At 70.5% G+C, this 24,430-nt stretch carries 21 protein-coding genes; 9 read left to right on the forward strand and 12 right to left on the reverse strand.

Annotated elements, in window-relative coordinates:
• Positions 1 to 480 precede the first annotated feature (480 nt).
• Both ACJ7VY_RS04915 and ACJ7VY_RS04920 read left to right on the forward strand, forming a co-directional pair.
• The gene (locus ACJ7VY_RS04915) at positions 481 to 1,734 is read left to right on the forward strand and encodes a DUF819 domain-containing protein (RefSeq protein ID WP_104938332.1); all 1,254 of its coding nucleotides are present in this window, start codon (positions 481 to 483) and stop codon (positions 1,732 to 1,734) included.
• Positions 1,735 to 1,917: 183 nt separating this feature from the next.
• Positions 1,918 to 3,171, forward strand: a complete 1,254-nt coding sequence (locus tag ACJ7VY_RS04920) for a DUF819 domain-containing protein (protein WP_104938333.1) — start codon at positions 1,918 to 1,920, stop codon at positions 3,169 to 3,171.
• 92 nt (positions 3,172 to 3,263) lie between these two features.
• Here ACJ7VY_RS04920 and ACJ7VY_RS04925 read toward each other — a convergent pair whose 3' ends face one another.
• A complete protein-coding gene (locus ACJ7VY_RS04925) occupies positions 3,264 to 3,488 on the reverse strand; it encodes a YbdD/YjiX family protein (RefSeq protein WP_054664081.1) in 225 nt (74 codons plus the stop codon).
• Complete coding sequence (locus ACJ7VY_RS04930) at positions 3,488 to 5,554, reverse strand: carbon starvation CstA family protein (protein ID WP_293764396.1); 2,067 nt, start codon at positions 5,552 to 5,554, stop codon at positions 3,488 to 3,490. Before ACJ7VY_RS04930 ends, ACJ7VY_RS04925 begins: the two co-directional genes overlap by 1 nt.
• Before the next feature lie 231 nt (positions 5,555 to 5,785).
• Between ACJ7VY_RS04930 and ACJ7VY_RS04935 the strand changes: the two genes are divergently transcribed.
• Complete coding sequence (locus ACJ7VY_RS04935; protein ID WP_104938335.1) at positions 5,786 to 6,637, forward strand: pirin family protein; 852 nt, start codon at positions 5,786 to 5,788, stop codon at positions 6,635 to 6,637.
• Between the two features lie 48 nt (positions 6,638 to 6,685).
• Here ACJ7VY_RS04935 and ACJ7VY_RS04940 read toward each other — a convergent pair whose 3' ends face one another.
• The 4 genes from ACJ7VY_RS04940 to nfi all read right to left on the reverse strand — a co-directional run bounded on the left by ACJ7VY_RS04940 (position 6,686) and on the right by nfi (position 9,963).
• Positions 6,686 to 7,147 carry a hypothetical protein gene (locus ACJ7VY_RS04940; protein WP_104938336.1) on the reverse strand — a complete coding sequence of 154 codons (462 nt, stop codon included), beginning with the start codon at positions 7,145 to 7,147 and terminating at the stop codon, positions 6,686 to 6,688.
• Positions 7,148 to 7,374: 227 nt separating this feature from the next.
• Positions 7,375 to 8,097: an aquaporin Z gene (gene aqpZ / locus ACJ7VY_RS04945; RefSeq protein ID WP_293764403.1), complete on the reverse strand. Its 723-nt coding sequence runs from the start codon at positions 8,095 to 8,097 to the stop codon at positions 7,375 to 7,377.
• A gap of 89 nt (positions 8,098 to 8,186) precedes the next feature.
• Complete coding sequence (locus ACJ7VY_RS04950) at positions 8,187 to 9,047, reverse strand: pirin family protein (protein WP_161614111.1); 861 nt, start codon at positions 9,045 to 9,047, stop codon at positions 8,187 to 8,189.
• A 91-nt stretch (positions 9,048 to 9,138) separates the two neighbouring features.
• Entirely contained in the window at positions 9,139 to 9,963 is an 825-nt protein-coding gene (nfi, locus tag ACJ7VY_RS04955; protein WP_409476482.1) for a deoxyribonuclease V, read from the reverse strand.
• Here nfi and gpmA point away from each other — a divergent pair.
• On the forward strand, positions 9,934 to 10,683 hold the full coding sequence (gene gpmA, locus ACJ7VY_RS04960) for a 2,3-diphosphoglycerate-dependent phosphoglycerate mutase (RefSeq protein WP_293764408.1): 750 nt from the start codon (positions 9,934 to 9,936) through the stop codon (positions 10,681 to 10,683). The genes nfi and gpmA overlap by 30 nt on opposite strands.
• A gap of 145 nt (positions 10,684 to 10,828) precedes the next feature.
• Here gpmA and ACJ7VY_RS04965 read toward each other — a convergent pair whose 3' ends face one another.
• On the reverse strand, positions 10,829 to 11,215 hold the full coding sequence (locus ACJ7VY_RS04965; RefSeq protein WP_409476483.1) for a helix-turn-helix domain-containing protein: 387 nt from the start codon (positions 11,213 to 11,215) through the stop codon (positions 10,829 to 10,831).
• A 175-nt stretch (positions 11,216 to 11,390) separates the two neighbouring features.
• Between ACJ7VY_RS04965 and ACJ7VY_RS04970 the strand changes: the two genes are divergently transcribed.
• The 3 genes from ACJ7VY_RS04970 to ACJ7VY_RS04980 all read left to right on the forward strand — a co-directional run bounded on the left by ACJ7VY_RS04970 (position 11,391) and on the right by ACJ7VY_RS04980 (position 14,643).
• A complete protein-coding gene (locus ACJ7VY_RS04970; RefSeq protein ID WP_313247491.1) occupies positions 11,391 to 11,762 on the forward strand; it encodes a PilZ domain-containing protein in 372 nt (123 codons plus the stop codon).
• Between the two features lie 188 nt (positions 11,763 to 11,950).
• The gene (locus ACJ7VY_RS04975) at positions 11,951 to 12,430 is read left to right on the forward strand and encodes a VOC family protein (protein ID WP_104938341.1); all 480 of its coding nucleotides are present in this window, start codon (positions 11,951 to 11,953) and stop codon (positions 12,428 to 12,430) included.
• Between the two features lie 113 nt (positions 12,431 to 12,543).
• Positions 12,544 to 14,643: a M13 family metallopeptidase gene (locus tag ACJ7VY_RS04980; protein WP_240211612.1), complete on the forward strand. Its 2,100-nt coding sequence runs from the start codon at positions 12,544 to 12,546 to the stop codon at positions 14,641 to 14,643.
• A 177-nt stretch (positions 14,644 to 14,820) separates the two neighbouring features.
• Here ACJ7VY_RS04980 and ACJ7VY_RS04985 read toward each other — a convergent pair whose 3' ends face one another.
• Entirely contained in the window at positions 14,821 to 15,150 is a 330-nt protein-coding gene (locus tag ACJ7VY_RS04985) for a DUF2834 domain-containing protein (protein ID WP_104938342.1), read from the reverse strand.
• Between the two features lie 646 nt (positions 15,151 to 15,796).
• Here ACJ7VY_RS04985 and ACJ7VY_RS04990 point away from each other — a divergent pair.
• Entirely contained in the window at positions 15,797 to 17,296 is a 1,500-nt protein-coding gene (locus ACJ7VY_RS04990) for a phospholipase D-like domain-containing protein (RefSeq protein ID WP_409476484.1), read from the forward strand.
• A gap of 18 nt (positions 17,297 to 17,314) precedes the next feature.
• Here ACJ7VY_RS04990 and ACJ7VY_RS04995 read toward each other — a convergent pair whose 3' ends face one another.
• The 4 genes from ACJ7VY_RS04995 to ACJ7VY_RS05010 form a co-directional block, all read right to left on the reverse strand.
• Positions 17,315 to 17,941, reverse strand: coding sequence for an HD-GYP domain-containing protein (locus tag ACJ7VY_RS04995; RefSeq protein WP_409476485.1), 627 nt, complete (start codon positions 17,939 to 17,941; stop codon positions 17,315 to 17,317).
• Between the two features lie 92 nt (positions 17,942 to 18,033).
• The gene (gene mfd / locus ACJ7VY_RS05000; protein WP_409476486.1) at positions 18,034 to 21,504 is read right to left on the reverse strand and encodes a transcription-repair coupling factor; all 3,471 of its coding nucleotides are present in this window, start codon (positions 21,502 to 21,504) and stop codon (positions 18,034 to 18,036) included.
• Positions 21,505 to 21,813: 309 nt separating this feature from the next.
• Positions 21,814 to 22,359 (reverse strand): GNAT family N-acetyltransferase, encoded by a 546-nt coding sequence (locus ACJ7VY_RS05005; protein ID WP_104938346.1) that lies wholly within the window; start codon positions 22,357 to 22,359, stop codon positions 21,814 to 21,816.
• 150 nt (positions 22,360 to 22,509) lie between these two features.
• The gene (locus tag ACJ7VY_RS05010) at positions 22,510 to 23,367 is read right to left on the reverse strand and encodes a 23S rRNA (adenine(2030)-N(6))-methyltransferase RlmJ (RefSeq protein WP_409476487.1); all 858 of its coding nucleotides are present in this window, start codon (positions 23,365 to 23,367) and stop codon (positions 22,510 to 22,512) included.
• A gap of 45 nt (positions 23,368 to 23,412) precedes the next feature.
• Between ACJ7VY_RS05010 and creB the strand changes: the two genes are divergently transcribed.
• Positions 23,413 to 24,111 (forward strand): two-component system response regulator CreB, encoded by a 699-nt coding sequence (gene creB, locus ACJ7VY_RS05015; RefSeq protein ID WP_104938348.1) that lies wholly within the window; start codon positions 23,413 to 23,415, stop codon positions 24,109 to 24,111.
• The last annotated feature ends 319 nt before the right edge of the window (positions 24,112 to 24,430 follow it).

Genomic DNA, 24,430 nt, shown 5'->3' on the forward strand with positions numbered 1-24,430 from the left:
CCATCGGCGCGCCCTTTTGTTCCGGGGGCCGCCACCCGGGCGCGCCGGCACGCGCTCGCCCGTGGCCGGGCCGCGGGGAAAGTGGCGCGGCCTCTCCCAGCCTCAGGCATCCGCCGCGCATGCCGCGGTTGCCGGGCCGCCGGCGATGGGGGGCCGGGTGCCGGCACGCCGCACCCGCCCGCCCGCGGCGCCGGCCCGATTCGCCCAAGGCCCGTTGGCTGGGCATGCCGGGCATGCGCGGCAGTGCGCGGCCATCGCCCGCGGCAACCCGCGCCGGGGTGACGCCCGGGCGGGACACGCCGCCGGTCCGGCGGTGAAGTGACGTGGTGCCCGGCGCGTGGACGCGCGGGATGGGGGCGAGGGAGTCGCCGTGGTGATGGGTCCTGCGCAATCCCTGTCTCCTGCACGGAGCGGCCGCGCTGCAGGCTTTCTTGATCGGGCAGGGGCGTTGCCCCGCTCATGCAACCAGGGGAACAGACGATGACGGCAGCCGCATCCGGCGCACTCATCAGCAACGACATCATCGTGTTCGGCCTGATCGCCGCCACGCTGGGCGCGATTTTCTGGACATCGACCAGCAGCAACCGGCTGCTCAGGAAGTTCTACGGCGTCGTGCCGGCGCTGCTGCTGTGCTACTTCATTCCCGGGGTCTACAACACCTTCGGGCTGATCGACGGCGAGACCACCCGGCTCTACAACCCGATCGCGCGCGACGTGTTCCTGCCGGCGGCGCTGGTGCTGCTCACGCTGTCCATCGACCTGAAGGGCATCCTCGGCCTGGGCTGGAAGATGCTGGCCATGTACGTGGCGGCGGTGCTGAGCATCATGCTCGGCGCGCTGGTGGCGTTCTGGCTGATGGGCGTGGTCCATCCCGAGACGGTGGCCGGCAGCACCTGGGGCGGCATGGCCGCGCTGGCCGGCAGCTGGATCGGCGGCGGCGCCAACATGCTGGCGATGAAGGAGATCTTCGAGGTCGACGCGACCACCTTCGGCCAGTTCGCGGTGGTCGACGTCGGCGTCGGCTACGTGTGGATGGCGGTGCTGATCTTCTTCGCCTCGCGCGCCCCGGCGCTGGACCGGCGCAGCGGCGCGGACACCACCGCCCTGGACGACCTGCGCGACCGCGTCGCCAGCTACCAGGCGCAACACGCGCGGATTCCCGCGCTGGGCGACCTGATGGTGATGGCGGGCGTGGCGTTCGGCGCGGTGGCGATCTCGCACGCGGTGGCCGGGCCGCTGTCGGCCTGGTTCGCGGCGCATGTCGGCTGGTCGGCCTCGGTGAGCCTGGACAAGCCGTTCGTCTGGGTGGTGCTGCTGGCCACGCTCATCGGCCTGGGCCTGAGCTTCACCCGCGCGCGCGAGCTCGAAGGCGTGGGCGCCTCCAAGTGGGGCTCGATGTTTCTGTACTTCCTGATCGCCTGCATCGGCATGCAGATGGACCTGCTGGCGCTGCTGGAGAAGCCGTGGCTGTTCGCCCTGGGCGTGCTGTGGATCGGCGTGCACATCGTGCTGCTGTGGCTGGCCGGCAAGCTGCTGCGGGTGCCGTTCTTCTATTTCGCCATCGCCTCGCAGAGCAACATCGGCGGCCCGGCCTCGGCGCCGGTGCTGGCCTCGGCGTTCCATCCGGCGCTGGCCCCGGTGGGCGTGCTGCTCGGCACCCTGGGCTACGCGGTGGGTACCGGCGCGGCCTACGTGGTCGGCATCACCCTGCGCGCGATGGCGGGAGCGGGCTGAGCGCTTGGCCCGGTTCCCCGCCACCGCGTGGTGGCGCCCGCACCGGCATCGCCCCGCGCGGCGGCAGGCAGGGCCTCCCGCCGCCGGGCCCAAGGCCACCGCCGGCATGCTAGGCTTCGCTCCCCCACGCCACGTCATCAACGTGGCGTTTTTGTTTCCCTTCGATCGACAGGAACAGGCCGTATGCCGACCGAAAGCACCCCCGCCCTCATCAGCAACGACATCGTCGGACTGGGACTCATCGCCGCGACCCTGGCGCTGATCTTCTGGCTGGCCAGCGGGCCGACCCCGTTCTGGCGCAAAGTCTTCACCTGGGTGCCCGGCCTGCTGCTGTGCTACTTCGTGCCGGCGATCTACAACACCGCCGGCCTGATCGACGGCCATGGCACCAAGCTCTACAACCCGATCGCCCGCGACGTGCTGCTGCCGGCGGCACTGGTGCTGCTGACCCTGTCGATCGACCTGAAGGGCATCGCCCGGCTCGGCCCGAAGCTGCTGGTGATGTTCGTCACCGGCACCGTGGGCATCATGCTGGGCGCGCTGGTTTCCTTCCAGGCGATGAAGCTGATCCACCCGCCCACCGTGGCCGGGGATACCTGGGCCGGCATGGCCGCGCTGGCCGGCAGCTGGATCGGCGGCGGCGCCAACATGGCCGCGATGCGCGAGACCTTCAATGTCGATGCCACCACCTTCGGCCAGTTCGCGGTGGTGGACGTGGTCTGCGCCAGCATCCTGCTGATGCCGGCGCTGATCTGGCTGGCCGGGCGAGCCCAGTCCATCGATGCGCGCAACGGCGCCGATACCTCGGCCATCGACGACATGAAGCGGCGCATCGCCGACTACCAGGCCCGCAGCGCGCGGATTCCCACCCTGACCGACCTGATGATCATCGTCGGCGTCGGCCTGGGCGTGGTGGGCGCGGCGCATGCGCTGGCCGCGCCGCTGGCGGCGTGGTGTTCGGCCAACCTCAGCTTCGCCAGGCAGGCGTCGCTGGACAACCAGTTCGTGTGGGTGGTGATGCTGTCCACCTTCGCCGGCCTGGCGCTGAGCTTCACCCGCGCGCGCGAACTGGAAGCGGTCGGCGCCTCGCGGATCGGCACCCTGTTCCTGTACTTCCTGATCGCCTGCATCGGCATGCAGATGGACCTGCTGTCGCTGCTGGAACGGCCGTGGCTGTTCCTGCTGGGGGTGATCTGGATGGGCACCCACGTGCTGCTGCTGTACGTGGTCGGGCGCCTGCTCAAGGCGCCGATGTTCTTCCTGGCCATCGGTTCGCAGGGCAATGTCGGCGCGGCCGCGTCGGCACCGGTGGTGGCGGCGGCGTTCCATCCCAGCCTGGCGCCGGTGGGCGTGCTGCTGGGTACGGTGGGCTATGCCACCGGCACGGTGCTGGCCTACATCACCGGCTTGATGCTCAAGTGGATGGCCGGCGCCTGACGCCCATCACTTAGTATCCGGCGCTGCCACCCCGGGCATGACGAAGGCCGCCTCACGGCGGCCTTCGTTCTTCCGGGCCCGGCACCGCGGCTTCAGCAGCAGCGGAAGCCCTTGCCGCCGCCGAAGCGCGCTTCCTGGCGCTCGCGGAAGAAGGTTTTGTAGTCCATGACCTCGCGCTCGGGGTGTTTCTCGCGCATGTGCCGCACGTAGTTGTCGTAGTCCGGCACGCCGCAGCACAGGCGCGCGGTCTGCACCAGGCGCCGCCAGGTGCGGCGGAACGCCTGGTGCTGGCCGGCCGGGACCAGCGCGGTGCCCATTACAGGTCCACCTCGTGCGGCTTCAGTGCCACGTACGGCGTTTCATGGTCGGTGCGCACCGGCGAGCGGCGCGCGGCGGCGATGGTCCTGACCGAATACACCAGCACCGCGAACACCACGAACAGGAACAGCGCGGTGAGGCCGGCGTTGATGTAGTTGTTGACCATCACCTGCTGCATCTGCCCGAAGTCCTTGGACGGCGGCAGCAGGTTGCCGGCGGCGATGGCGTCTCGGTACTTGTGCGCCTGCGCCAGGAAGCCCACCGCCGGCTCGGCGGAGAAGATCTTGATGAAGCCGGCGGCGGTGGTGCACACCAGCAGCCAGATCGCCGGGATGATCGGCACCCAGGCGTACTTTTCCTTCTTGGCCTTGAACAGCACCACCGCGCACAGCATCAGCGCGACGCCGGCCAGCATCTGGTTGGCGATGCCGAACAGCGGCCACAGCATGTTGATGCCGCCCAGCGGGTCGGTCACGCCCTGGTACAGGAAGTAGCCCCACAGCGCGACGCAGCCGCCGGTGGCGATGAAGCTGGCCACCCACGAGTCGGTGCGGCGCAGCGCCGGCACGAAGTTGCCCAGCAGGTCCTGCAGCATGAAGCGGCCCGAGCGGGTGCCGGCGTCCACCGCGGTGAGGATGAACAGCGCTTCGAACAGGATCGCGAAGTGGTACCAGAACGCCATCATGCCGTCGCCCGGCAGCACCGCGTGCAGGATCTGGGCGATGCCCACCGCCAGGGTCGGCGCACCGCCGGCGCGCGAGAGGATGGTGTTCTCGCCGATCTCGGCGGCGGTGGCGGTCAACTGTTCGGGCGAGATGGTGAAGCCCCAGCTGCTGACCACCTGCGCGGCGTTGGCCACATCGGTGCCGATCACCGCCGCCGGGCTGTTCATGGCGAAGTAGATGCCCGGCTCGATGATCGAGGCCGCGACCATCGCCATGATCGCCACGAACGATTCCATCAGCATGCCGCCGTAGCCGATGTAGGCGGCGTGGCCTTCGTTGGCCAGCAGCTTGGGCGTGGTGCCGGAGGAAATCAGCGCATGGAAGCCGGACACCGCACCGCAGGCGATGGTGATGAACAGGAACGGGAACATGCCGCCCTTCCATACCGGGCCGCTGCCGTCGGTGAACTGGGTCAGCGCCGGCATCTTCAGTTCCGGCATCACGATCAGGATGCCGATCGCCAGGCCGACGATGGTGCCGATCTTGAGGAAGGTGGACAGGTAGTCGCGCGGCGCCAGCAGCAGCCACACCGGCAACACCGCGGCGACGAAACCATAGCCGATCAGCATCCAGGTGATCTGCACGCCGGTGAAGGTGAACATCGGCCCCAGCACCGGGTCGGCGGCGACCTTGCCGCCGTACCAGATCGCCGCCAGCAGCAGGACCAGGCCGACGAGGGAGATCTCGCCGATCTTGCCCGGGCGGATGTAGCGCATGTACAGCCCCATCAGGATGGCGATGGGCATCGTGGCCATGACCGTGAACATGCCCCAGGGGCTGTCGGCCAGCGCCTTGACCACGATCATCGCCAGCACCGCGAGGATGATGATCATGATCATGAACACGCCGAACAGGGCGATGGTGCCGGGCACCGGCCCCATTTCCTCGCGCACCAGGTCACCGAGCGAACGGCCATTGCGGCGGCTGGAGATGAACAGGATCATGAAATCCTGCACCGCGCCGGCCAGCACCACGCCGGCGATCAGCCACAGCGTGCCCGGCAGGTAGCCCATCTGCGCGGCGAGCACCGGGCCCACCAGCGGGCCGGCGCCGGCGATCGCGGCGAAGTGGTGGCCGAACAGCACGTGCTTGTTGGTCGGCACGTAATCCAGGCCGTCGTTGTGGATCACCGCCGGGGTGGCGCGGGTCGGGTCCACGCCCAGCACCTTGTTGGCGATGAACAGCCCGTAGTAGCGGAACGCGACCAGGTACAGCGACACCGCCGCGGCCACGATCCACAATGCGTTGATGTGTTCGCCGCGGCGCAGCGCCACGACACCCAGGCAGAATGCGCCGATCAGGGACAGCAGCGCCCAGCCGGCCTTGGAGAAACCTTTCATCGAGTCACCTCGCGGGAAGACCGTTGCAAGAGTCCTCCCGCCGCGGCCGGGGGTCAACGCTCCGGCGCCCCGGCGGCGTGCGACTTTGGTCTTAGCCGGCGCGGCCGCCGGGGTGGGATCGCCCGGCAACGCGACACCGACGCCGGTGCTGGAACAATCGGTTGCGGAGATGGCGATTGGCGCGGCCATGGCCGGCGCCCATTGTCGGGAGATCACAAGGGAGGCTTGACCATGAGCGACCACAACCTCGCGCGGGTGCTGCGCAGCATCCGCGGGATGCCCACCTCCGACGGTGCCGGCGTGCGCCTGACCCGGGTGATCGGCACCCCGGCGCTGCCCGATCTGGACCCGTTCCTGATGCTCGACGAGTTCGGCACCGACCGCCCGGAGGACTATATCGCCGGCTTTCCGGAGCACCCGCACCGCGGCTTCGAGACCGTTACCTACATGCTCGACGGGCGCATGCGCCATCGCGACAACCACGGCAACGAAGGCCTGCTCACGCCCGGCAGCGTGCAGTGGATGACCGCCGGCCGCGGCCTGGTGCATTCGGAAATGCCCGAGCAGGAATCCGGGCGCATGCGCGGTTTCCAGCTATGGGTGAACCTGCCCGCGCGCGACAAGATGACCGAGCCGAAGTACCAGGAGTTCGCCCCGGACCGCATTCCGCAGGTGGCACCGGCCGAGGGCGTCACGGTCAAGGTGATCGCCGGGCAGGTGGGCGAGGTGCATGGCCCGATCGTGCAGCCGGCCACCGATCCGCTGTATCTGGACGTGGAGCTGGCGCCGGGGCGTGACTGGGCCTACGACCTGCCGGACGGGCACAACGCCTTCGCCTACGTGTTCGAGGGCGGGCTGACCCTGGGCGACGGCGAGGCCGCGCGCGAAGTGGCGCGGCACGAGCTGGCGGTGCTCGGCGGCGGTCGCGGGCTGCGCCTGCGCGCCGGCACCGACGGTGCGCGCCTGATCGTGGTGGCCGGGCGCCCGCTGCGCGAACCGGTGGCGCGCCACGGGCCGTTCGTGATGAACACCCGCGAGCAGTTGATGCAGGCCTTCATCGACTACCAGGAAGGGCGCTTCTGAGCGCCGCGCGCGGCCCGGCATGACCGCCGGGACCGCGCCGGCGGGGCGTTACTTGCCGGCGAAGTTGGCCGTGGCGTCGCCGAGGCTGCCGGTCAACTGCTGCAGGCTGGCGAGCTCGGCGGCGTCGCCGGCGTCGATCCAGATCTGCGCGTAGCGGTTGCGGTCGAGCTTGACCGCGGTGATGCGCCGCGTCTCCAGCCCGGGCATGTCGCGCCCGCCCATGTCCAGCCGGTACCAGTACAGTTCCTCGCCGGCGAAACGGCCCTTTTCGGCGCGCAGCGCACGCACCAGGCTCAGCCCCGGGTCGCGCCCGGTCAGCATCACGTTCAGTACCGTGCGGCCATCGCCGGTGGTGGCCTTGCAGACGATGAAATCGCTCTGCGCCTGCTCCTGCCACTGCAGGCCGCTGCCGGACGGCAGCAGCGGGCATTGCCCGGCCTGCTGGGCGGAAACAGCGGCGCTGCCGGCCAGCAGCAGCGCGCAAGCAACGATACGAGCGTGTTTGAGCATGCGTTGTCCCCCGGACGCCGGCCACCGCGGGCGCGGCGGCAATGTTGTCTGTCTGCAATCGGATACACCCGCGGGCGCTGTTGCCCCTGCCCGATGCGCGCGTCCCCGTTGCGCGCCAAGTGTGTTTCCACGGTATTACAAAAACGCCGGGCGCCGCAAACCGGCCGCTGGCCGACACGACGACGGCCCCGCGCGGGGGCCGTCGCCGGTGCAGGCCGCGGGCGGCGTCAGCGCGTGTCGCTGCCCACCCACTTGTAGGCCAGGCCGCCGATCAGCGCCCCGAGCAGCGGCGCCACCCAGAACAGCCACAGCTGGCCGATCGCCCCGGGCCCGGCGAACACCGCCACGGCGGTGGAGCGCGCCGGGTTCACCGAGGTATTGGTGACCGGGATGCTGATCAGGTGGATCAGGGTCAGCGCCAGGCCGATGGCGATCGGCGCGAAGCCCGCCGGCGCCTTGCCGTGGGTGGCGCCCATGATCACCACCAGGAACATGGCGGTCATCACCACCTCGCACAGGAACGCGGCGGCCACGCCGTAGCCGCCCGGCGACAGGCTGCCGTAGCCGTTGCTGGCGAAGGCGCCGGCCTGGGTGCCGTCAATGGCGAACCCGGCCTGGCCCTGCGCGATCTGCAGCAGGATGAAGGCCGCCAGCAGGCCGCCCAGCACCTGGGCGACCATGTAGGGCACCAGGTCCTTGCCGGCGAAACGGCCCCCGGCCCACAGGCCGAGGCTGACCGCCGGATTGAAGTGCGCGCCGGAGACGTGCCCGAACGCATACGCGCCGGTCAGCACGGTCAGGCCGAACGCCAGCGCCACGCCATGGAAACCAATCCCCAGTGGATTGCCGTCACCGCCGAACTTGGCCGCCAGCACCGCGCTGCCGCAGCCGCCCAGCACCAGCCAGAAGGTGCCGAGGAACTCGGCCGCCAGTCGTTTCCCCATGCTCATCGTCCGCTCCCCCGCAATGACCCGGAATGGGCACCGCGAACATACCCAAGAACCGGCGGGGCGGCGTATCCAAAGCGTTAACCCGGCCCTCAGCCCGGCAGCGGGATGAACTCCTTGTCGTCGCCGGGGATGGTGCCGAAGCGGCCCTCGCGCCAGTCGTCCTTGGCCTGTTCGATGCGTTCCTTCGAGCTGGAAACGAAGTTCCACCACAGGTGGCGCGGGCCGTCGAGCGGCTCGCCGCCCATCAGCATCGCCTTGAGCGGGGTCCTGGCGCGCAGGCGCCCGCGCGCGCCCGGCTCCGGGATCACCAGGTGCTGCACCGGGATATCCACGCCGTCGAGCTGGGCCTGGCCCTCCAGCACGTAGAGCGCGCGTTCCACGTGCGAAGCGTCCAGGTCGATCTCCGCGCCCGGTTCCAGGTCGATGGCGACATTGAGGGTGTCGGCGAACACCCGCACCGGCGATTCCTCGCCGTAGGCGCGGCCGGCGATCACCCGCAGCCAGGCGCCGTCGCGGTGCTGCTGCGGCAGCTGCGCCGCGCTGAAGTGATGGAACTCAGGCGCGGTTTCCTCGTGTTCCTTGGGCAACGCCACCCAGGTCTGCATGCCGTGCAGCGGGTGGTCGTGCGCGCGCTCGGGCGGCGGCGTGCGTTCGGAATGGGCGATGCCGCGGCCGGCGGTCATCCAGTTGACGTCGCCGGGGCGGATGACCTGCTCCGAACCGAGCGTGTCGCGGTGGCCGATGGCCCCGGACCACAGGAAGGTGACCGTCGCCAGGCCGATATGCGGATGCGGGCGCACGTCGATGCCCTGGCCGGGCGCGAACACCGCCGGGCCCATGTGGTCGACGAACACGAACGGCCCGACGCTGCGCGCCTGCAGCGTGGGCACGGCGCGGCGCACCTGGAAACCGCCGAGGTCATGGACGCGGGGGCTGATGATCGTGGTCATGGGCGGGCTCCGGTACGGGGACGGGCAGGATGGCATGCGCCGCACGCGGTTGTCGGCGGCGGGACCGTAACGGACCGTTGCCGCGGTGGGCTCAGGCCGCGCCGCGGTCGCGGCGCGAGGCCAGGCGGTCGGCCAGGCGGGTGGGTTCGGGCAGCCGGTAGCGGGTGAGGCAGGCCAGCACCAGCGGCAGGCAGGCCTCCACCGAGACGTGGTTGCCCGGGGAGATGAACAGCGGGTTGCAGCGCGGCTTGCTGCGCAGCACCCAGCCGACCTGGCGGCCCTTGTGCGACAGCGGCGCATGGTCGCCCCGCTGCGGACCGGGTTCGCTGTATTCGCCGACCAGCCGGCTTTTGCCCACGCCGATGCTGGGCAGGCCGGTCAGCACCCCCAGGTGCGCGGCGATGCCGAGCCCGCGCGGGTGGGCGATGCCGTGGCCGTCGACCAGCACCAGCTCCGGCGCTTCGCGCAGTTGCGCCAGCGCCTGCAGCACCGCCGGCAGCTCGCGGAAGCTGAGCAGGCCGGGGATGTAGGGCAGGGCGGTGGGCAGCCGCGCCAGGGTCGATTCGAGCGGCTGCAGGCTGCCGCCATCGACCCGCACCGCCACCGAACGGGTGGTGCGGCCCTCGTCCTCGAAGCCGCTGTCCACCCCGGCCACGCGCGACGGCAGTGCCGACAGGCGGTCGTCCAGCCGCACCTGCGCGGCCAGTTCGACCTGCTGGCGGCGCAGCGCGGCCAGGGCGGCGGGGGCGATGTCGGCGGGGGGCTGGAAGCGCATGCGGCAAGCCTGCCATGCGCGCCGTGTCGGTGCAGTGCAGGCGGGGCGGGGCGCTGGGAGCGATGCGGCTACAATCAGCGCGTTGCCTTCCCCCGACCGGAGACTTTCGCAGTGACCCGCAAACTCGTGCTGTTGCGCCATGGCCAGAGCCAGTGGAACCTCGACAACCGCTTCACCGGCTGGGTGGACGTGGACCTGACCGAGCAGGGCCGCCGCGAAGCCGCCGCCGCCGGCCGGCTGATGAAGGAGGAAGGGCTGCAGTTCGACGTCGCCCACACCTCGGTGCTCAAGCGCGCCATCCACACCCTGCAGGGGGCACTGGCCGAGCTGGGCCAGGACTGGCTGCCGGTGAACAAGTCCTGGCGTCTCAACGAGCGCCACTACGGCGGCCTGCAGGGCCTGGACAAGGCCGAGACCGCCGCGAAACACGGCGAGGAACAGGTCAAGGTGTGGCGCCGTTCCTACGACATCCCGCCGCCGCCGATGGACCTGGAAGACCCGGGCCACCCGATCCACGACCGCCGCTACGCCGGCCTGGACCGCAATGCGCTGCCGGGTACCGAATCGCTGGCCACCACCCTGGAGCGGGTGCTGCCGTACTGGCACGATGCCATCGCCCCGCAGCTGAAGGACGGCAGGACCGTGCTGGTCACCGCCCACGGCAACTCGCTGCGCGCGCTGTACAAGTACCTCAACAATGTCAGCCGCGAGGAGATCCTCGAGCTCAACATTCCCACCGGCATCCCGCTGCTGTTCGAACTGAACGATGACCTGGGCGTGCAGTCGTTCCGCTACCTGGGCGACCCGGAAGCGGCCAAGAAGGCGGCCGAGGCGGTGGCCAACCAGGGCAAGGCGAAGTAGCCCCGGCTTGCTTGAAGCATCGAGACACCCGGCTGCGGCCGGGTGTTCTCGTTTGTGTCCCCGCCGCTGCCGGTTACCCGACGCCCCCACTGCCCAGCGATGCACCTTCAGTACCGATACGGGACGGGTGCGGTCGCGAGGCGGCTCAGCGTGTGCACTGGACGGGATCGTCGGCGCAGCGCGCGTTGTCGCGCAGGGCGAGATCCTTGCCGACGCCGTAGCCGAACCAGGCCAATGCCAGCAGAAAGAGCATTGCCCAGGGAATGATCTTTTCAAGGTGATCCGGGTTCTGCATTGAAGCGGACGCTGCGTGCGGCGGCGTGTCGGCTTCGAGCAATCGTTCCGGTTCCACAGCCAGCGCGGCAGCCACCGCCATCCGCGATTCGTGCGCGGCCCTGCCCCCGGCTTCCAGCCGCTGCACGGTGCGCGGGCTCAGCCCGGCCACGGCCGCCAGATGCTCCTGCGACCAGCCGCGCGCCTCGCGCAGTGTCCTGATCCGGTTGCTGTCGATCTTCATCGGCTCCTGGTCCATGTGACCGCATCCATGCTGCCAAAGCAGCGGGCACACTGCCGCAGCGTCGTGGCGGCCGGCCACGACAGCCACACGCCGGATCCACGACAGCCCTTTCCGATCAACGGTTTGTGGAAAGACCGGGCGCCCGGGCTATGCTGCGGCCGGTTGTTCCATCCAACGCACGGGGGAGCGCATGAACACGTCCACGGAACGGCGCCACTTCTGGCGCGCACCCTTCCATTCCCCGGCCTGGCTGGTGCGCGCCGATGGCAGCATCCATGGCGGGCAGGTGCACGATGTGTCGCTCAAGGGGGCGTTGTTCGAGACCGAACCCGGTGGCGACTGCCGGCTGCACGAGCGCTGCCAGCTGCAGGTAGAACTGTCGCAGGACACGCCGATCCGCATGCAGGCCACCGTGGTGCACGTGGAAGGGCGCCATGTCGGCCTGCGCTGCGACGAGATCGACCTGGACAGCATCACCGCGCTGCGCCGCCTGATCGAACTCAATGCCGCCGATCCGGCGCTGCTGGAGCGCGAACTGGGCGCGCTGGTGCGGTACGGCTGAGCCACGCCGGCCCCGGGGCCGCGCGATGTGCGGGTTGCCGGTTGCGAAGGGTCCCGGGGTACTGCCCGCGTCGGCTCGCCGGACCATGACGGCAGGACGCGTGATGCTGCGCTAGGCTCCACCTGGCCGGTGCGGTGGCGCGTGCGCGTTGCCCGGCCGGCAGGCCTTTCCCGACGAGGAGCAGCGCGATGACCGGCAAGAACACGATCTGCCTGTGGTACGACGGTACCGCCCTGGATGCCGCCACGTTTTATGCGGCGACGTTTCCCGACAGCCGCGTGGGTGCCGTGCATCGCGCGCCCGCCGATTACCCCGCCGGCCGCCAGGGCGATGTGCTCACGGTCGAGTTCACGGTGCTCGGCATCCCGTGCCTGGGCCTCAACGGCGGCCCTGCGTTCCGTCACAGCGAGGCGTTCTCGTTCCAGGTTGCTACCGACGACCAGGCCGAAACCGACCGCCTGTGGAACGCGATCGTCGGCAATGGCGGGCAGGAGAGTGCCTGCGGCTGGTGCCGCGACAGGTGGGGCCTGTCCTGGCAGATCACGCCGCGCGCGCTGACCGCCGCCATCAGCGATCCCGACCCGGCCGCGGCCAGGCGCGCGTTCGAGGCGATGATGGGCATGCGCAGGATCGACATCGCCGCGATCGAGGCCGCGCGTCGCGGCTGAGCCGCGCATCGGCGCGGCATGACCTTCGGCCTATCCGCGGGCGGGCGCCATCGCCTACGCTCGCGGATTGGCCGCGCGCAGGCGCGGCGTTCCCTGCAAGGCCGGAGATCCGCATGACCCTTTCCAAGCTCGTCCCGTTGTCCCTGACCGTCGCCATCGCCGCCTCGCTGGCCGCCTGCGGCGGCAACAGCGACGCCGCACCGCCCGCCGCCGACGCGGCCGCCAAGCCGGCGTTCGACCTGTCGCAGATCAAGACCCCGTCGGTGGCGTTCAACGTCGCCGACCTGGACCCGGCGGTGTCGGCCTGCGCCGACCTCAATGGCTTCGTCAACGGCAAGTGGCTCAAGGCCAACCCGGTGCCGGGCGACCAGGTGACCTGGGGCAGCTTCGAGATCCTGCGCGAGCGCTCGCTGGAGGTGCAGCACGCGCTGGTGCAGCAGGCCGCCGCGGCCAACGCCAAGGCCGGCACCGTGCAGGCGCAGATCGGCGACATCTGGAAGACCGGCTCGGACGAGGCCGCGATCGAGGCCGCCGGCATCACCCCGCTGCAGCCGGAGCTGGACAAGATCGCCGCGCTCAACGACAGCGCCGCCATCGCCGGCTACCTGCGCCAGGCCTACGCCCAGGGCCAGGGTTTCCTGTTCTCGCTGTATGCCAGCCCGGACTTCAAGGACTCGGGCAATGTCATCGCCTATGTCGGCCAGGGCGGCCTGGGCCTGCCGGAAAAGGGCTACTACTTCGACGAATCGCAGGCCGGGATCCGCGAGGCCTATGTCGCCTACATCGAACGGATGCTGGTGCTGTCGGGCGTGGAGGCCGCGCAGGCCAAGGAACAGGCCCAGGCGGTCATGGCGTTCGAAACCCGGCTGGCCAAGGCGTCGCTGTCGCGCATCGAACTGCGCGACCCGGCCAAGCGCTACAACCCGGTCAGTGCCGCCGACGCCGACCGGCAGACGCCGAACTTCAGCTGGACCGCGCTGTTCGACACCCTGAAGGTGCCGGCCAAGGACAAGTTCTCGCTGGCGCAGCCGGGCTTCTTCGCCGAGCTCGACAAGATGCTGGCCGAGGTGCCGGCCAGCACCTGGCAGGCCTACCTGCGCTTCCACACCGTGGACAACGCGGCGCCGTACCTGAGCAAGGCCTTCGAGCAGGCCAATTTCGATTTCTTCAGCAAGACCCTGCGCGGCCAGCAGGAGATGCAGCCGCGCTGGAAGCGCGTGCTGGAGTCGGTCAACGGCGCGATGGGCGAGGCGCTCGGCCAGCTGTACGTGGACGCGGTGTTCCCGGCCGAGTCCAAGGTGGCCATGCAGCACCTGGTGGAGAACCTGTCGGCCGCGCTCAAGGCGCGCCTGGAGACCCTGCCGTGGATGGGCGAGGAAACCAGGAAGAAGGCGCTGGAGAAGTGGGCCAGCTTCACCCCCAAGATCGGCTATCCGGACAAGTGGCGTGACTGGTCGGGCCTGGCCACCCGCGGCGACAGTTACCTGGGCAACATGCAGGCCGCGCGCGCGTTCAACTACCGCTACATGCTGGACAAGATCGGCAAGCCGGTGGACAAGACCGAGTGGGGCATGACCCCGCAGACGGTCAACGCCTACTACAACGCGACCAAGAACGAGATCGTGTTCCCGGCCGCGATCCTGCAGCCGCCGTTCTTCGACGCCAAGGCGGACCCGGCGCTGAACTACGGCGGCATCGGCGCGGTGATCGGCCACGAAATGATGCACGGCTACGACGACTCGGGCAGCCAGTTCGCCGCCAACGGCAACTTCGACAACTGGTGGACCGACGCCGACCGCAGCGCCTTCAACGGCCGCACCGACCAGCTGGTCGCGCAGTTCGATGGCTACGAGGCGCTGCCCGGGGTGAACGTGAAGGGCAAGCTGACCCTGGGCGAGAACATCGGCGACCTCGGTGGCCTGACCGTGGCCTACGACGCGCTGCAGATGGCGCTCAAGGAAGACCCGTCGAAGAACGTGGCCGTCGACGGCTACAGCCAGGACCAGCGTTTCTTCATGAACTGGGCCACGGTGTGGCGCCGCAACTTCACCGAGGGCGAGCTGCGCGTGCGCCTGAACACCGATCCGCACGCACCGGCCAACTTCCGCGCCAACGGCGCGCCGTCGAACATGCCGTCCTTCGCCGCGGCGTTCCAGTGCAAGGCGGGTGATGCGATGGTGCGTGGCGACGACAAGCGCGTGGTCATCTGGTAAACCGCCGGTAGTCCGGCTGGCAACCGACGCAGGGCCCGGCGCATGCCGGGCCTTTGCGTTCTGGCGCCTGCTGCCGCGTACGCCCGCGTGGCGGGCCCGCTGCGGCGATGGCGGTGTCCTGCCGACGGTGGCCGCAGCGCCGGCCTGCGGCCCGCGCTGGCGTCCGTCGCGGGCGACTCAGTGCGCCCGGCGAAGCGGCGCCGCCGCGCGATGCCGTTCGCGCAGATACAGGAACAGCGGCAACGCCAGCGACGGGCCGACCAGCAGGCACGACAGCGGCAGCCACAGCCGCGGCATCGCCAGCCTGCGGCCTTCGGCGACCACCAGCACGGCCACGGCGATGCCCGAGACCAGCACGTCCGCCCAGGCAAAGGCGGCGATGCGGCCGGAGGTGGCCTGCTGCACCAGCAGCGGCAGGTCGAGGCCATGCGCGGACAGCCACGGAACGAACTGCGACAGCGGCAATGCCGTGCCGGCGATGCACAGAAGCAGGTAGAGGAACTTCACGGTGTCTCCTGACGTGGGGAATGTGCCATGCGGCTGGGCGTTGCCGGCATGGAGGGGCGGTGGGACGGCGCGCGCGCCGGTGCGCCACACCGGTAGCGGTAGCGCACGCATTGCTGGCCGGTGCGGGTGGCGACGCGCCGGCGCCGGTCCGCGGAACGCTGGAAGCCCGCGCCGGCGCGCCAGGTCGCACCCTCGCCGGACAGCCCGGCGCTCAGCGCCAGCCCGGTGTCGCCGCGGACCACGACGGCCTTTGTCGGACCGTCGCTTTCCCGGCAGGCGAGGGGGCGGGGCGCGATACGCAGGGCAGGCTTGTCCGCGTCCGACGCGCACGCGTCGGGGCTTCCGGCCCAATGCCCGGTGAAACGCGCCGGTACGGCCCCCCCTGCCAGCGCCCGCCAAAGCCGGCAGTGGCGGCAGCCACAGGGTCAACCACAGCAGGTTATCCATTGCTCTCCCTGGCGATCCCGCGCGGCGAGCCGCAGGGCCGGTCGGCCGGCCGCGCTCACCGTGGCGCGTATTGTGCGGCATGCAGCCGGTCACCGGGGCCGCCGCTGCGGCGCTGCCGCGGAGATGCCGGCCGCGGTCGGTCGTGGTATTGATCGGCCACGCCACGGGATGGCGGATCATCGATCAACGGGAGGCACGCATGGTGCCGGAAGCAGGCGGGGCGCACGCGCCGCTGCAGTGGACAATCGCCGCGCTGGCATTCGCCGCGCACCTGCTGGTCGCCGCGCGTGCGCTGACCCGCGCCAACCGCACCCCGGCCTCGCGCGCGGCCTGGGTGGCGGTGGTGATGCTCGCCCCCGGGGTGGGGATGCTTGCCTACCTGCTGCTGGGCGAGACCAGCATCGGCCGCGCGCGGTTCCGCCGGGTGGAACAGGTGCTGCGGCGGATGACGGCGGCCGCGGCCCTGGCCCCGCCACCCGCAGCGGTTGCGGTGGTGGACGGCGCGGTGCCGCTGCTGGAACTGGCGCGCACCATCAACGGCCTGCCGGCGGTGGGCGGCAACCGGGTGGAGCTGCTGGGCGAGGAGGACAGCCCGGCCGATGCGCCCGAGCGCGATTGCCGCCGCGCGCTGGACGCGCTGGTCGCCGATATCGAACAGGCCCGCGAGAGCGTGCACATCGCCGTCTACATCTGGCTCGACGACGGCGCCGGCGGCCGCCTGGCCGACGCGGTGGCCGCCGCCGCACGGCGCGGGGTGGCGTGCCGGGTGATGGTCGACGCGCTGGGTTCGCGCGCCTTCATCGACGGGCCGCGCTGGCAACAACTGGCCCAGGCCGGGGTCCGGCAGCTCAAGACGCTGGACGACATCCATCGCCTGCAGCACGTGGCGTTCAGCCGCATGGACCTGCGCGACCACCGCAAGATCGTGGTCATCGACAACCGCATCGGCTACTGCGGCAGCCAGAACCTTGCCGATCCCGAGTTCCGGATAAAGCCGGCGCAGGCGCCGTGGATCGACCTGCTGCTGCGCTGCCAGGGGCCGGTGGTGGCGCAACTCCAGTTCCTGTTCCTCAGCGGCTGGATCCCGGAAAGCGGCGAAGCCGGGCTGGATGGCTACGCCGCGGCGGCGGCCCCGGCGTGGCACGACGACGGCTGCGTGGCGATGGCCTTCGAGACCGGGCCGGTCGCGCGCCACAACGTCATGGCCGACGTGTACGTGGCCTGCATCTACGCGGCGCGGCACGAGCTGGTGATCACCACGCCGTACTTCGTGCCCGACGAGTCGATCCTGCGCGCGATCTGCGCGGCGCCGCGGCGTGGCGTGCGCACCACGCTGGTGCTGCCGCGGCGCAACGACTCGTGGCTGGTCGGGCAGGCCAGCCGCAGCACCTACGGCGACCTGCTGCGCAGCGGGGTCGAGCTCCACGAGTACCCGCTCGGCCTGCTGCATGCCAAATCCATGACCGTCGACGGACAGGTCAGCCTGGTCGGCTCGGCCAACATGGACCGGCGCAGCCTGGAGCTGAATTTCGAGAACAGCCTGCTGGTCGCCGACCCGCGGGTGACCGCGGCGATCCGCCAGCGCCAGCAGCGCTACCTGTCGGTGTCGGTGCAGGTGACCGTGGAGCAGGTCCAGCGCTGGTCCTTCGCCACGCGGCTGGTGCAGAACGCGGTGGCGATGATGTCGCCGGTGCTGTGAGCGCGCCGGCCCGGCCAGTCAGCCGGCCGGGCGCGTGTGCGCGCGGGCGCGCAGCAGGCCACGGAACTCGCCGAGCAGGCGCGCGTCGACCAGCCGGTTCTTCTCGCGGTTGAGGATGGCCAGCGCGTCGTCGGTGTGCATCGGGCCCCGGTAGGGACGGCGCGAGGTCAGCGCGTCGTAGCCGTCGGCGATGGTCAGGATGCGCGCCTCCAGCGGGATTTCCTCGCCCTGCAGGCCGTGCGGATAGCCGCTGCCGTCCCAGGCTTCGTGGTGGTGCAGGATCAGCCGCGCCACGGCGGCGGCGTCGTCGCGGCCGGTGGCCGCGAACAGGCGCGCGCCGCGCTCGGGATGGGTGCGCATCTTCTCCATCCGCGGCTCGTCCAGGCGGCCCGGATGCAGCAGCACGTCGTCGCGGATGCCGATCTTGCCGACGTCGTGGAAGCGCGCCGCCAGCGCCAGTTGCTCCAGCTGCGCGCCGGACAGGCCGCAGCGTTCGCCCAGGCCATGGGCGAGCAGCGAAACCCGGTCGCAGTGCTGGTCGGTGTAGCTGTCGCGCTCGTCCAGCGCGGCGGCCAGCACGGAGATGCCGCAGCTGTCGTTTTCAAGGGGAATGGACAGGCCCGGGGCCGAGAAGGTCGAAGACATGGAGCGCCGCACCGCAGTGGGAAAACGGCCTGGCCGGGAGGAGGGCGGCTATTGTCCTCGCCGCCCCCGTTCCTGGCAAACCTCTCATCCGCTCACGCCGGGCGCAGGGTGGCCAGCAGCGCGCGGGCGGCGTTGAAGCGGTCCGCGCCTTCCGGCAACGGGTGGCGGATGCGCAGCTTGTCCGGGCCATCCATCTGGTAGAGCCTGGGCTGCTTCTGGATCAGCTGGATCACCGCCATCGGGTCGATGTCGGGCTTGGCCTCGAACACGATGCGGCCGCCGTTCTCGCCCAGTTCCAGCTTGCGGATGCCCAGCGCATTGGCCTGCAGCTTGAGCTCGGCAATGGCGAACAGGTGCTTGACCGCATCCGGCAGCAGGCCGAAGCGGTCGATCATCTCCACCTGCAGTTCGCGCAGAGCGGCGCTGTCGCGCGCGCTGGAAATGCGCTTGTACAGGGTCAGGCGGGTATGCACGTCGGGCAGGTAATCCTCCGGGATCAACGCCGGCACGTGCAGCTCGACCTCGGCACCGCGCACTTCCTCGCCGGCGTCCAGGTCGGGCAGCTTGCCGGAGCGGATCGAACGCACCGCGCGTTCCAGCAGTTCGGTGTAGAGGCTGAAACCGACTTCGGCCATCTGCCCGCTCTGGTCCTCGCCGAGCAGCTCGCCGGCGCCGCGGATCTCCAGATCGTGGGTGGCCAGGGTGAAGCCGGCGCCGAGCTCGTCCATCGAGGCGATGGCGTCCAGCCGTTTCTGCGCGTCGGGGGTGATCGAGCGCTTGTCCGGTACCACCAGGTACGCGTAGGCGCGGTGGTGCGAGCGGCCGACGCGGCCACGCAGCTGGTGCAGCTGGGCAAGGCCGAAGCGGTCGGCGCGGTTGATGATGATGGTGTTGGCGTTGGGGATGTCGATGCCCGACTCGATGATGGTGCTGGCCAGCAGCACGTTGAAGCGCTGCTTCTGGAAATCCAGCATCACCTTTTCCAGCTCGCGCTCGGGCATCTGCCCGTGGGCCATGCCGATGCGCGCTTCGGGCACCAGCTCGGACAGCTCGCGCTGCATCCGTCCCATGCTCTCCACGTCGTTGTGCAGGAAGTACAGCTGGCCGCCGCGCGACAGTTCGCGCTGGAACGCCTCGCGCAGCTGCGCGTTGTCCCATTGGGTGACGAAGGTCTGCACCGCCAGCCGGTTCGGCGGCGGGGTGGCGATGATCGACAGGTCGCGCAGTCCGGCCATGGCCATGTTCAGCGTGCGCGGGATCGGCGTGGCGGTGAGCGTGAGCAGGTGCACGTTGGCGCGCATCGCCTTGAGCGCTTCTTTCTGGCGCACGCCGAAGCGCTGTTCCTCGTCGACGATGACCAGGCCCAGGTCCTTGAACTTCACGTCCGGCTGCAGCAGCCGGTGGGTGCCGACGATCACGTCGATGCTGCCGTCGGCCACCTTGTCCAGCTCGGCCTTGATCTCCTTGGTGCTCTTGAAGCGCGACAGCACTTCGACCTTGAGCGGGTAATCGGCGAAGCGGTCGCGGAAATTGCGGTAGTGCTGTTCGGCCAGCAGCGTGGTGGGCACCAGCACCGCCACCTGCTTGCCGCCGCTGGCGGCGGCGAAGGCGGCGCGTACGGCCACCTCGGTCTTGCCGAAGCCGACGTCGCCGCAGACCACGCGGTCCATCGGCTGCGACGACTGCAGGTCGCGCAGGGTGGCCTCGATCGCGGCCAGCTGGTCCGGGGTTTCCTCGAACGGGAAGCCGGCGGCGAACGGCTCGTACATGGCGCGGTCGATGTCCAGCGCCAGGCCGGCGCGGGCCTGGCGCCGGGCCTGGATCTCCAGCAGCTCGGCGGCGACGTCGCGCACCTTCTCGGCGGCCTTGCGCTTGGCCTTGGCCCACTGCTCGCCGCCGAGCGAATGCAGCGGCGCGGTTTCCGGCGAGGCGCCGGAGTAGCGGCTGATCAGATGCAGCTGCGCGACCGGCACGTACAGGCGGTCGCCCTTGGCGTACTCGATCTCCAGGAATTCGCCGGGCATGCCGCCCACGTCCATCGCGATCAGCCCGCGGTAGCGGCCGACGCCATGGTCCTCATGGACGATGGGCGCGCCCTCGGTCAGTTCGCCGAGGTCGCGGATGATCGCCTCCGGCTCGCGCCCGGCGCGGCGGCTGCGGCGCGGCTGGCCGGCGCGCTCGGGGAACAGCTGGCGCTCGGTGAGCACCGCCAGCGGTGGCTCGGCCAGGGCGAAGCCGTCGTCCAGCGGCGCCACGGTGATCGCGAAGCGCGGCGTGTCGGCGGCCAGGAACGCCGGCAGCCCGGGCACCACCGGCGGCCGCAGGTCGGCGGCCTGCAGCACTTCCAGCAGCGCCTCGCGGCGGCCCGGCGAGTCGGCCGCCACCAGCACCCGGCCGGGGTAGTGCTCGAGGAAGGACTTCAGCGCCTGGCCGGCGGGGGCGTCCTTGGCCGCCACCGGCAGCGGCGGCAGCGGCTGGTCGCCCAGCGCCTGCGCCTCGGCGATGCGCGGGTGGTCGGCCGGCCACACGTCCACCCGCGGCTGCCGGTTGAACTGCTCGCGCAGGCTGTCCGGCGACTGGTAGATCTCCTCCGGCGGCAGCAGCGGCCGTTCGATGTCGTGGCGGCGCTGCTCGTAGCGGCTGCCGGTCTGCGCCCAGAACGCGTCGGCGGCCTCGCCCACGCCGGGCGCGACCACGGTCAGGAAGCCGCTGGGCAGGTAATCGAACAGGGTGGCGGTGCGCTCGAAGAACAGCGGCAGGAAGTATTCGATGCCCGACGGCAGCACGCCGGCCTTGAGGTCCTGGTAGAGCGGGCTGCGGCGGGTGTCCACGTCGAAGCGCTCGCGCAGCGTGGCCAGCACCTTCGCCAGGCTGGCCTCGTCCATCGGCACTTCGCGGCCGGGCAGCATCTTCACCGCTGCGACCTTGTCCAGCGAACGCTGCGATTCGGGGTCGAATTCGCGGATCGAGTCGATGTCCTCGTCCAGCAGCTCGATCCGCAGCGGCGCGTCGGCGCCCATCGGGTAGACGTCGAGCAGGCCGCCGCGCACGGCGAAATCGCCCGGATCCATCACCTGCGGCACGTTGCGGTAGCCCGCGCTCTCCAGGCGGCGCTTTTCCGCGTCCATGTCCAGGCGCTGGCCGACCCGCAGGTCGAAGCTGCCGCCCACGATGTAGCTCAGCGGCGCCAGCCGCTGCAGCAGGGTCTGCACCGGCACCACCACGATGCCATGGGTGAGCCCCGGCAGCCGGTGCAGCGCGGCCAGGCGCTGGGAAATGATGTCCGGGTGCGGGCTGAACTGGTCGTAGGGCAGGGTTTCCCAGTCCGGGAACGGCACCACCGGCAGCGTGGCGTCGTCGCCCAGCAGGGTCTGCAGGTCGGCCACGGCCTGGTGCGCGCCGTGGTTGTCGCGGGTGACCAGCAACAGCGGCTTGCCATGCGCCTGCGCGGCACGGGCCACGTGCCAGGCCAGCGCGCTGGTCGATGCGGGGGCGCGCCACCAGGCGCGGAGCTGGCCCGCGCGGGGCAGCGGCGGAACGGGATAGGAGGTGGGGAGCGACATGACGTCGCTGATTTTATAGGAGTGAGTGGAGAGGAGTGAGGAGTGAGAAAAAGCAGGGGCAAAAGCCGTCATCTCCGCGAAGGCAGAGCTCGCTCTTGCCCCACAGGTGGCTGAAGAGCGGGAGTGAGCGAGAAGGAGCGAGAAGAGGCAGGAGCGGGAAGCAAGAGCGATTTCCGCCTTCGCGGGAATGACGGCTTTGGCTTTCAACCCCGGCTTTGGCCGTTGCCGTTGCCCCTTCTCACTACTCACTCATCTTCACTTGCCCCTGCTTTTTCTCACTCCTCACTCCTCTTCACTCACTCCTGGCCCTCAGTTGGCCAGCTCCAGCACCATCCGCACCAGGCCCGGGGTGCCGGACGGGTGCGGTACCTGCTTGAAGCCCAGCGAGGCGGCCAGCTGCAGCATCGGTTCGTTGTCCTGGGCGATATCGCCGTACATGCGGTCCAGGTACTTGCCGCGCGCCCACTTGACCAGCTTGCGCATCAATTGCCGGCCCAGGCCCTGGCCGGCCAGGAAGCGGCTGACGAGGATGGCGTACTCGGCGTCGCGGGTGCCGGGGATGATCGAGGCGCGGGCCACCGCGCCGACCACGGCCTCACCCGGCGGCAGCGGCTCGGCCGCGACCAGCGAGATTTCGGTCTTGGGATTGGGATGGGTCAGGCGCTGGGCGGTTTCGTCCGACAGCACGTCAACGGCCTGCAGGAATCGGTCGCGGACTTCCTCCGGCCCGAACAGCGCGAATGCGCCCTGCAGCGGGGCACCGTCCTCGGGGCGGATGGGACGGATGAGCAGTTCCCGGCCGCTGGGTGCCTTGAAGTTTTCATGCCACGGGGGCATGCGGTTGCGGGTAGCCATGACTGCGGTTCCTCCAGAGTCCACCGATTCTTGCACCTGTGGCGTGAGGTTCTGTGAACGTGATTCAACCGTGGCGAGCGGGGCCGCCCAGGGGCCACGCGCCATGCCGGCAGGTCCGCCGCGGCCACCGCCGTCGCGCGCTGGCCCGGCTCAATCGCCGATTTTTATCCATTCCAGCCGGGTCGAGGCGCCGGCTTCGCCCAGTTCGCGCTGCAGCACCGGCAAGGCCGGCGCCAACGCCTGGTCGAACTGCCAGGGCGGATTGAGCAGCAGCATGCCGCTGCCGTTCAGGCGCAGCGGCGAATCGTCCGGGCGCACCATCAGTTCGGCCACCAGCGCCGATTTCGCCGGCAGCGCGGCGGCCTTGCGGAAGAACGGCAGCAGGCTGCGGCGCTGCTTGATCGGGTACCACACCGCGCACTGCGCCTGCGGCATGCGCGCCAGGATCTCGCGCACGGTGGCGATGATCTGCGGGTATTCGGCGTCCTGCGCCTCGTAGGGCGGGTCGATCAGCACCAGCGCGCGGCCGATCTTCGTGGCGCCGGCTTTGGGCGGCAGCAGGGCGCGGATGCTGTCGTAGCCGTTGCCGGCCAGCACCTGCACGCGGCGGTCGCGCGCGAACAGCTCCCTCAGCGCCGCGGCTTCCTCCGGCTGCAGCTCGCAGGCGGCCAGCCGGTCCTGTTCGCGCAGGGCCTGGGCGGCCAGCAGCGGCGAGCCGGGGTAGGCGACCAGGCCACCCACCGGGTTGTTGGCCTGGATCGCGCGCAGGTAACGCTCGACCACTTCCGGCAGGGCCGGCGCGGCCATCAGCCGGCTGATGCCGACGTCGGCCTCGGCGGTCTTGCGGCTTTCCTCGGCCGACAACAGGTAACGGCCGCGGCCGGCATGGGTGTCGAGCACGAAGAACGGCGCGTCCTTGCGCTTGAGCGCATCGATCAGGGCGAGCAGGACGATGTGCTTGAGCACGTCGGCATGGTTGCCGGCATGGAAGGCGTGGCGGTAGTTCATCGGTGCAGTGTACGGGCGCCGCCCCGGGGCGGCTATGCTGGCGCCATGTCCGAACAGCCTGCCCGGGTGCTCGTCGTCGAAGACGAGGCCGCCATCGCCGATACCGTCCTGTATGCGCTGCGCAGCGAGGGCCACGCGGCCGAGCACTGCGCGCTGGGACGGCTGGCGCTGGAGCGGGTGCGCGCCGGCGGCATCGACGTGGTGGTACTGGACGTGGGCCTGCCCGACCTGGGCGGCTTCGAGGTCTGCCGCCAGCTGCGCACGTTCAGCCAGGTGCCGGTGATCTTCCTCACCGCGCGCAACGACGAGTTCGACCGGGTGCTGGGGCTGGAGCTGGGCGCCGACGACTACGTCGGCAAGCCGTTCTCGCCGCGCGAACTGGTGGCGCGGGTGCGCGCGCGGCTGCGGCGGCCGGCGCAGCCGCTGGCCGCGGACGCCGAGCCCGGCTGGGTGCGGCAGGGGGTGTTCGCGATCGACCGCGAGGGTCGGCGGGTGCGCTACCGCGACGTGCCGCTGGACCTGACCCGCTACGAATACGCGCTGTTGGCGGCGCTGCTGCAGCGGCCGGGGGCGATCCTCAGCCGCGCGCAGCTGATGGAGCGCGGCTGGGACCATGCCAGCGACAGCGCCGACCGCACGGTGGATACGCACGTGAAGACCCTGCGCGCCAAGCTGCGCGCGGCGGGGGCGCAGGACGATCCGATCCGCACGCACCGGGGCGTGGGATATGCGCTGGATGTCTGACTGCGGAAGATCCAAGGCTTTCGCCGCCCTTCGGAGCGCGGGCTGTTTCTCTTTGCCCGTGCAAAGGGAAGCCGCCAGGGCAAAGCACGGGCCGGACGCGAGCCGATGCGATCAAGCCGCATCGGTTCCCCGTGCTCCTCGCGGGCCAGGGAGACGACGCACCGCGCGCTTCATTCAGATGTGTGCGCATGTCCACTCCTCGGGTCGCGGCGGTACTCGGCCCGCTTTACGGCCATGGGACGTCAGCATCCAGGAGCAAAAGCACAGTCGCGGCACCGGCCGGATGGCAATCCTGGACGCTGGCGGCCAAGAGCGGCGG

The sequence above is a fragment of the Stenotrophomonas sp. Y-13 genome (genome assembly GCF_046267925.1).
Classification (GTDB): Bacteria; Pseudomonadota; Gammaproteobacteria; order Xanthomonadales; family Xanthomonadaceae; genus Stenotrophomonas; species Stenotrophomonas acidaminiphila_A.

Coding starts and splice junctions, on each gene's coding strand:
- ACJ7VY_RS04915 (WP_104938332.1), top strand. CDS start 481: ATGACGGCAGCCGCATCCGGCGCACTCATCAGCAACGACATCATCGTG.
- ACJ7VY_RS04920 (WP_104938333.1), top strand. CDS start 1,918: ATGCCGACCGAAAGCACCCCCGCCCTCATCAGCAACGACATCGTCGGA.
- ACJ7VY_RS04925 (WP_054664081.1), bottom strand. CDS start 3,488: ATGGGCACCGCGCTGGTCCCGGCCGGCCAGCACCAGGCGTTCCGCCGC.
- ACJ7VY_RS04930 (WP_293764396.1), bottom strand. CDS start 5,554: ATGAAAGGTTTCTCCAAGGCCGGCTGGGCGCTGCTGTCCCTGATCGGC.
- ACJ7VY_RS04935 (WP_104938335.1), top strand. CDS start 5,786: ATGAGCGACCACAACCTCGCGCGGGTGCTGCGCAGCATCCGCGGGATG.
- ACJ7VY_RS04940 (WP_104938336.1), bottom strand. CDS start 7,147: ATGCTCAAACACGCTCGTATCGTTGCTTGCGCGCTGCTGCTGGCCGGC.
- aqpZ (WP_293764403.1), bottom strand. CDS start 8,097: ATGAGCATGGGGAAACGACTGGCGGCCGAGTTCCTCGGCACCTTCTGG.
- ACJ7VY_RS04950 (WP_161614111.1), bottom strand. CDS start 9,047: ATGACCACGATCATCAGCCCCCGCGTCCATGACCTCGGCGGTTTCCAG.
- nfi (WP_409476482.1), bottom strand. CDS start 9,963: ATGGCGCAACAGCACGAGTTTGCGGGTCACTGCGAAAGTCTCCGGTCG.
- ACJ7VY_RS04965 (WP_409476483.1), bottom strand. CDS start 11,215: ATGGACCAGGAGCCGATGAAGATCGACAGCAACCGGATCAGGACACTG.
- ACJ7VY_RS04970 (WP_313247491.1), top strand. CDS start 11,391: ATGAACACGTCCACGGAACGGCGCCACTTCTGGCGCGCACCCTTCCAT.
- ACJ7VY_RS04975 (WP_104938341.1), top strand. CDS start 11,951: ATGACCGGCAAGAACACGATCTGCCTGTGGTACGACGGTACCGCCCTG.
- ACJ7VY_RS04980 (WP_240211612.1), top strand. CDS start 12,544: ATGACCCTTTCCAAGCTCGTCCCGTTGTCCCTGACCGTCGCCATCGCC.
- ACJ7VY_RS04990 (WP_409476484.1), top strand. CDS start 15,797: ATGGTGCCGGAAGCAGGCGGGGCGCACGCGCCGCTGCAGTGGACAATC.
- ACJ7VY_RS04995 (WP_409476485.1), bottom strand. CDS start 17,941: ATGTCTTCGACCTTCTCGGCCCCGGGCCTGTCCATTCCCCTTGAAAAC.
- mfd (WP_409476486.1), bottom strand. CDS start 21,504: ATGTCGCTCCCCACCTCCTATCCCGTTCCGCCGCTGCCCCGCGCGGGC.
- ACJ7VY_RS05005 (WP_104938346.1), bottom strand. CDS start 22,359: ATGGCTACCCGCAACCGCATGCCCCCGTGGCATGAAAACTTCAAGGCA.
- ACJ7VY_RS05010 (WP_409476487.1), bottom strand. CDS start 23,367: ATGAACTACCGCCACGCCTTCCATGCCGGCAACCATGCCGACGTGCTC.
- creB (WP_104938348.1), top strand. CDS start 23,413: ATGTCCGAACAGCCTGCCCGGGTGCTCGTCGTCGAAGACGAGGCCGCC.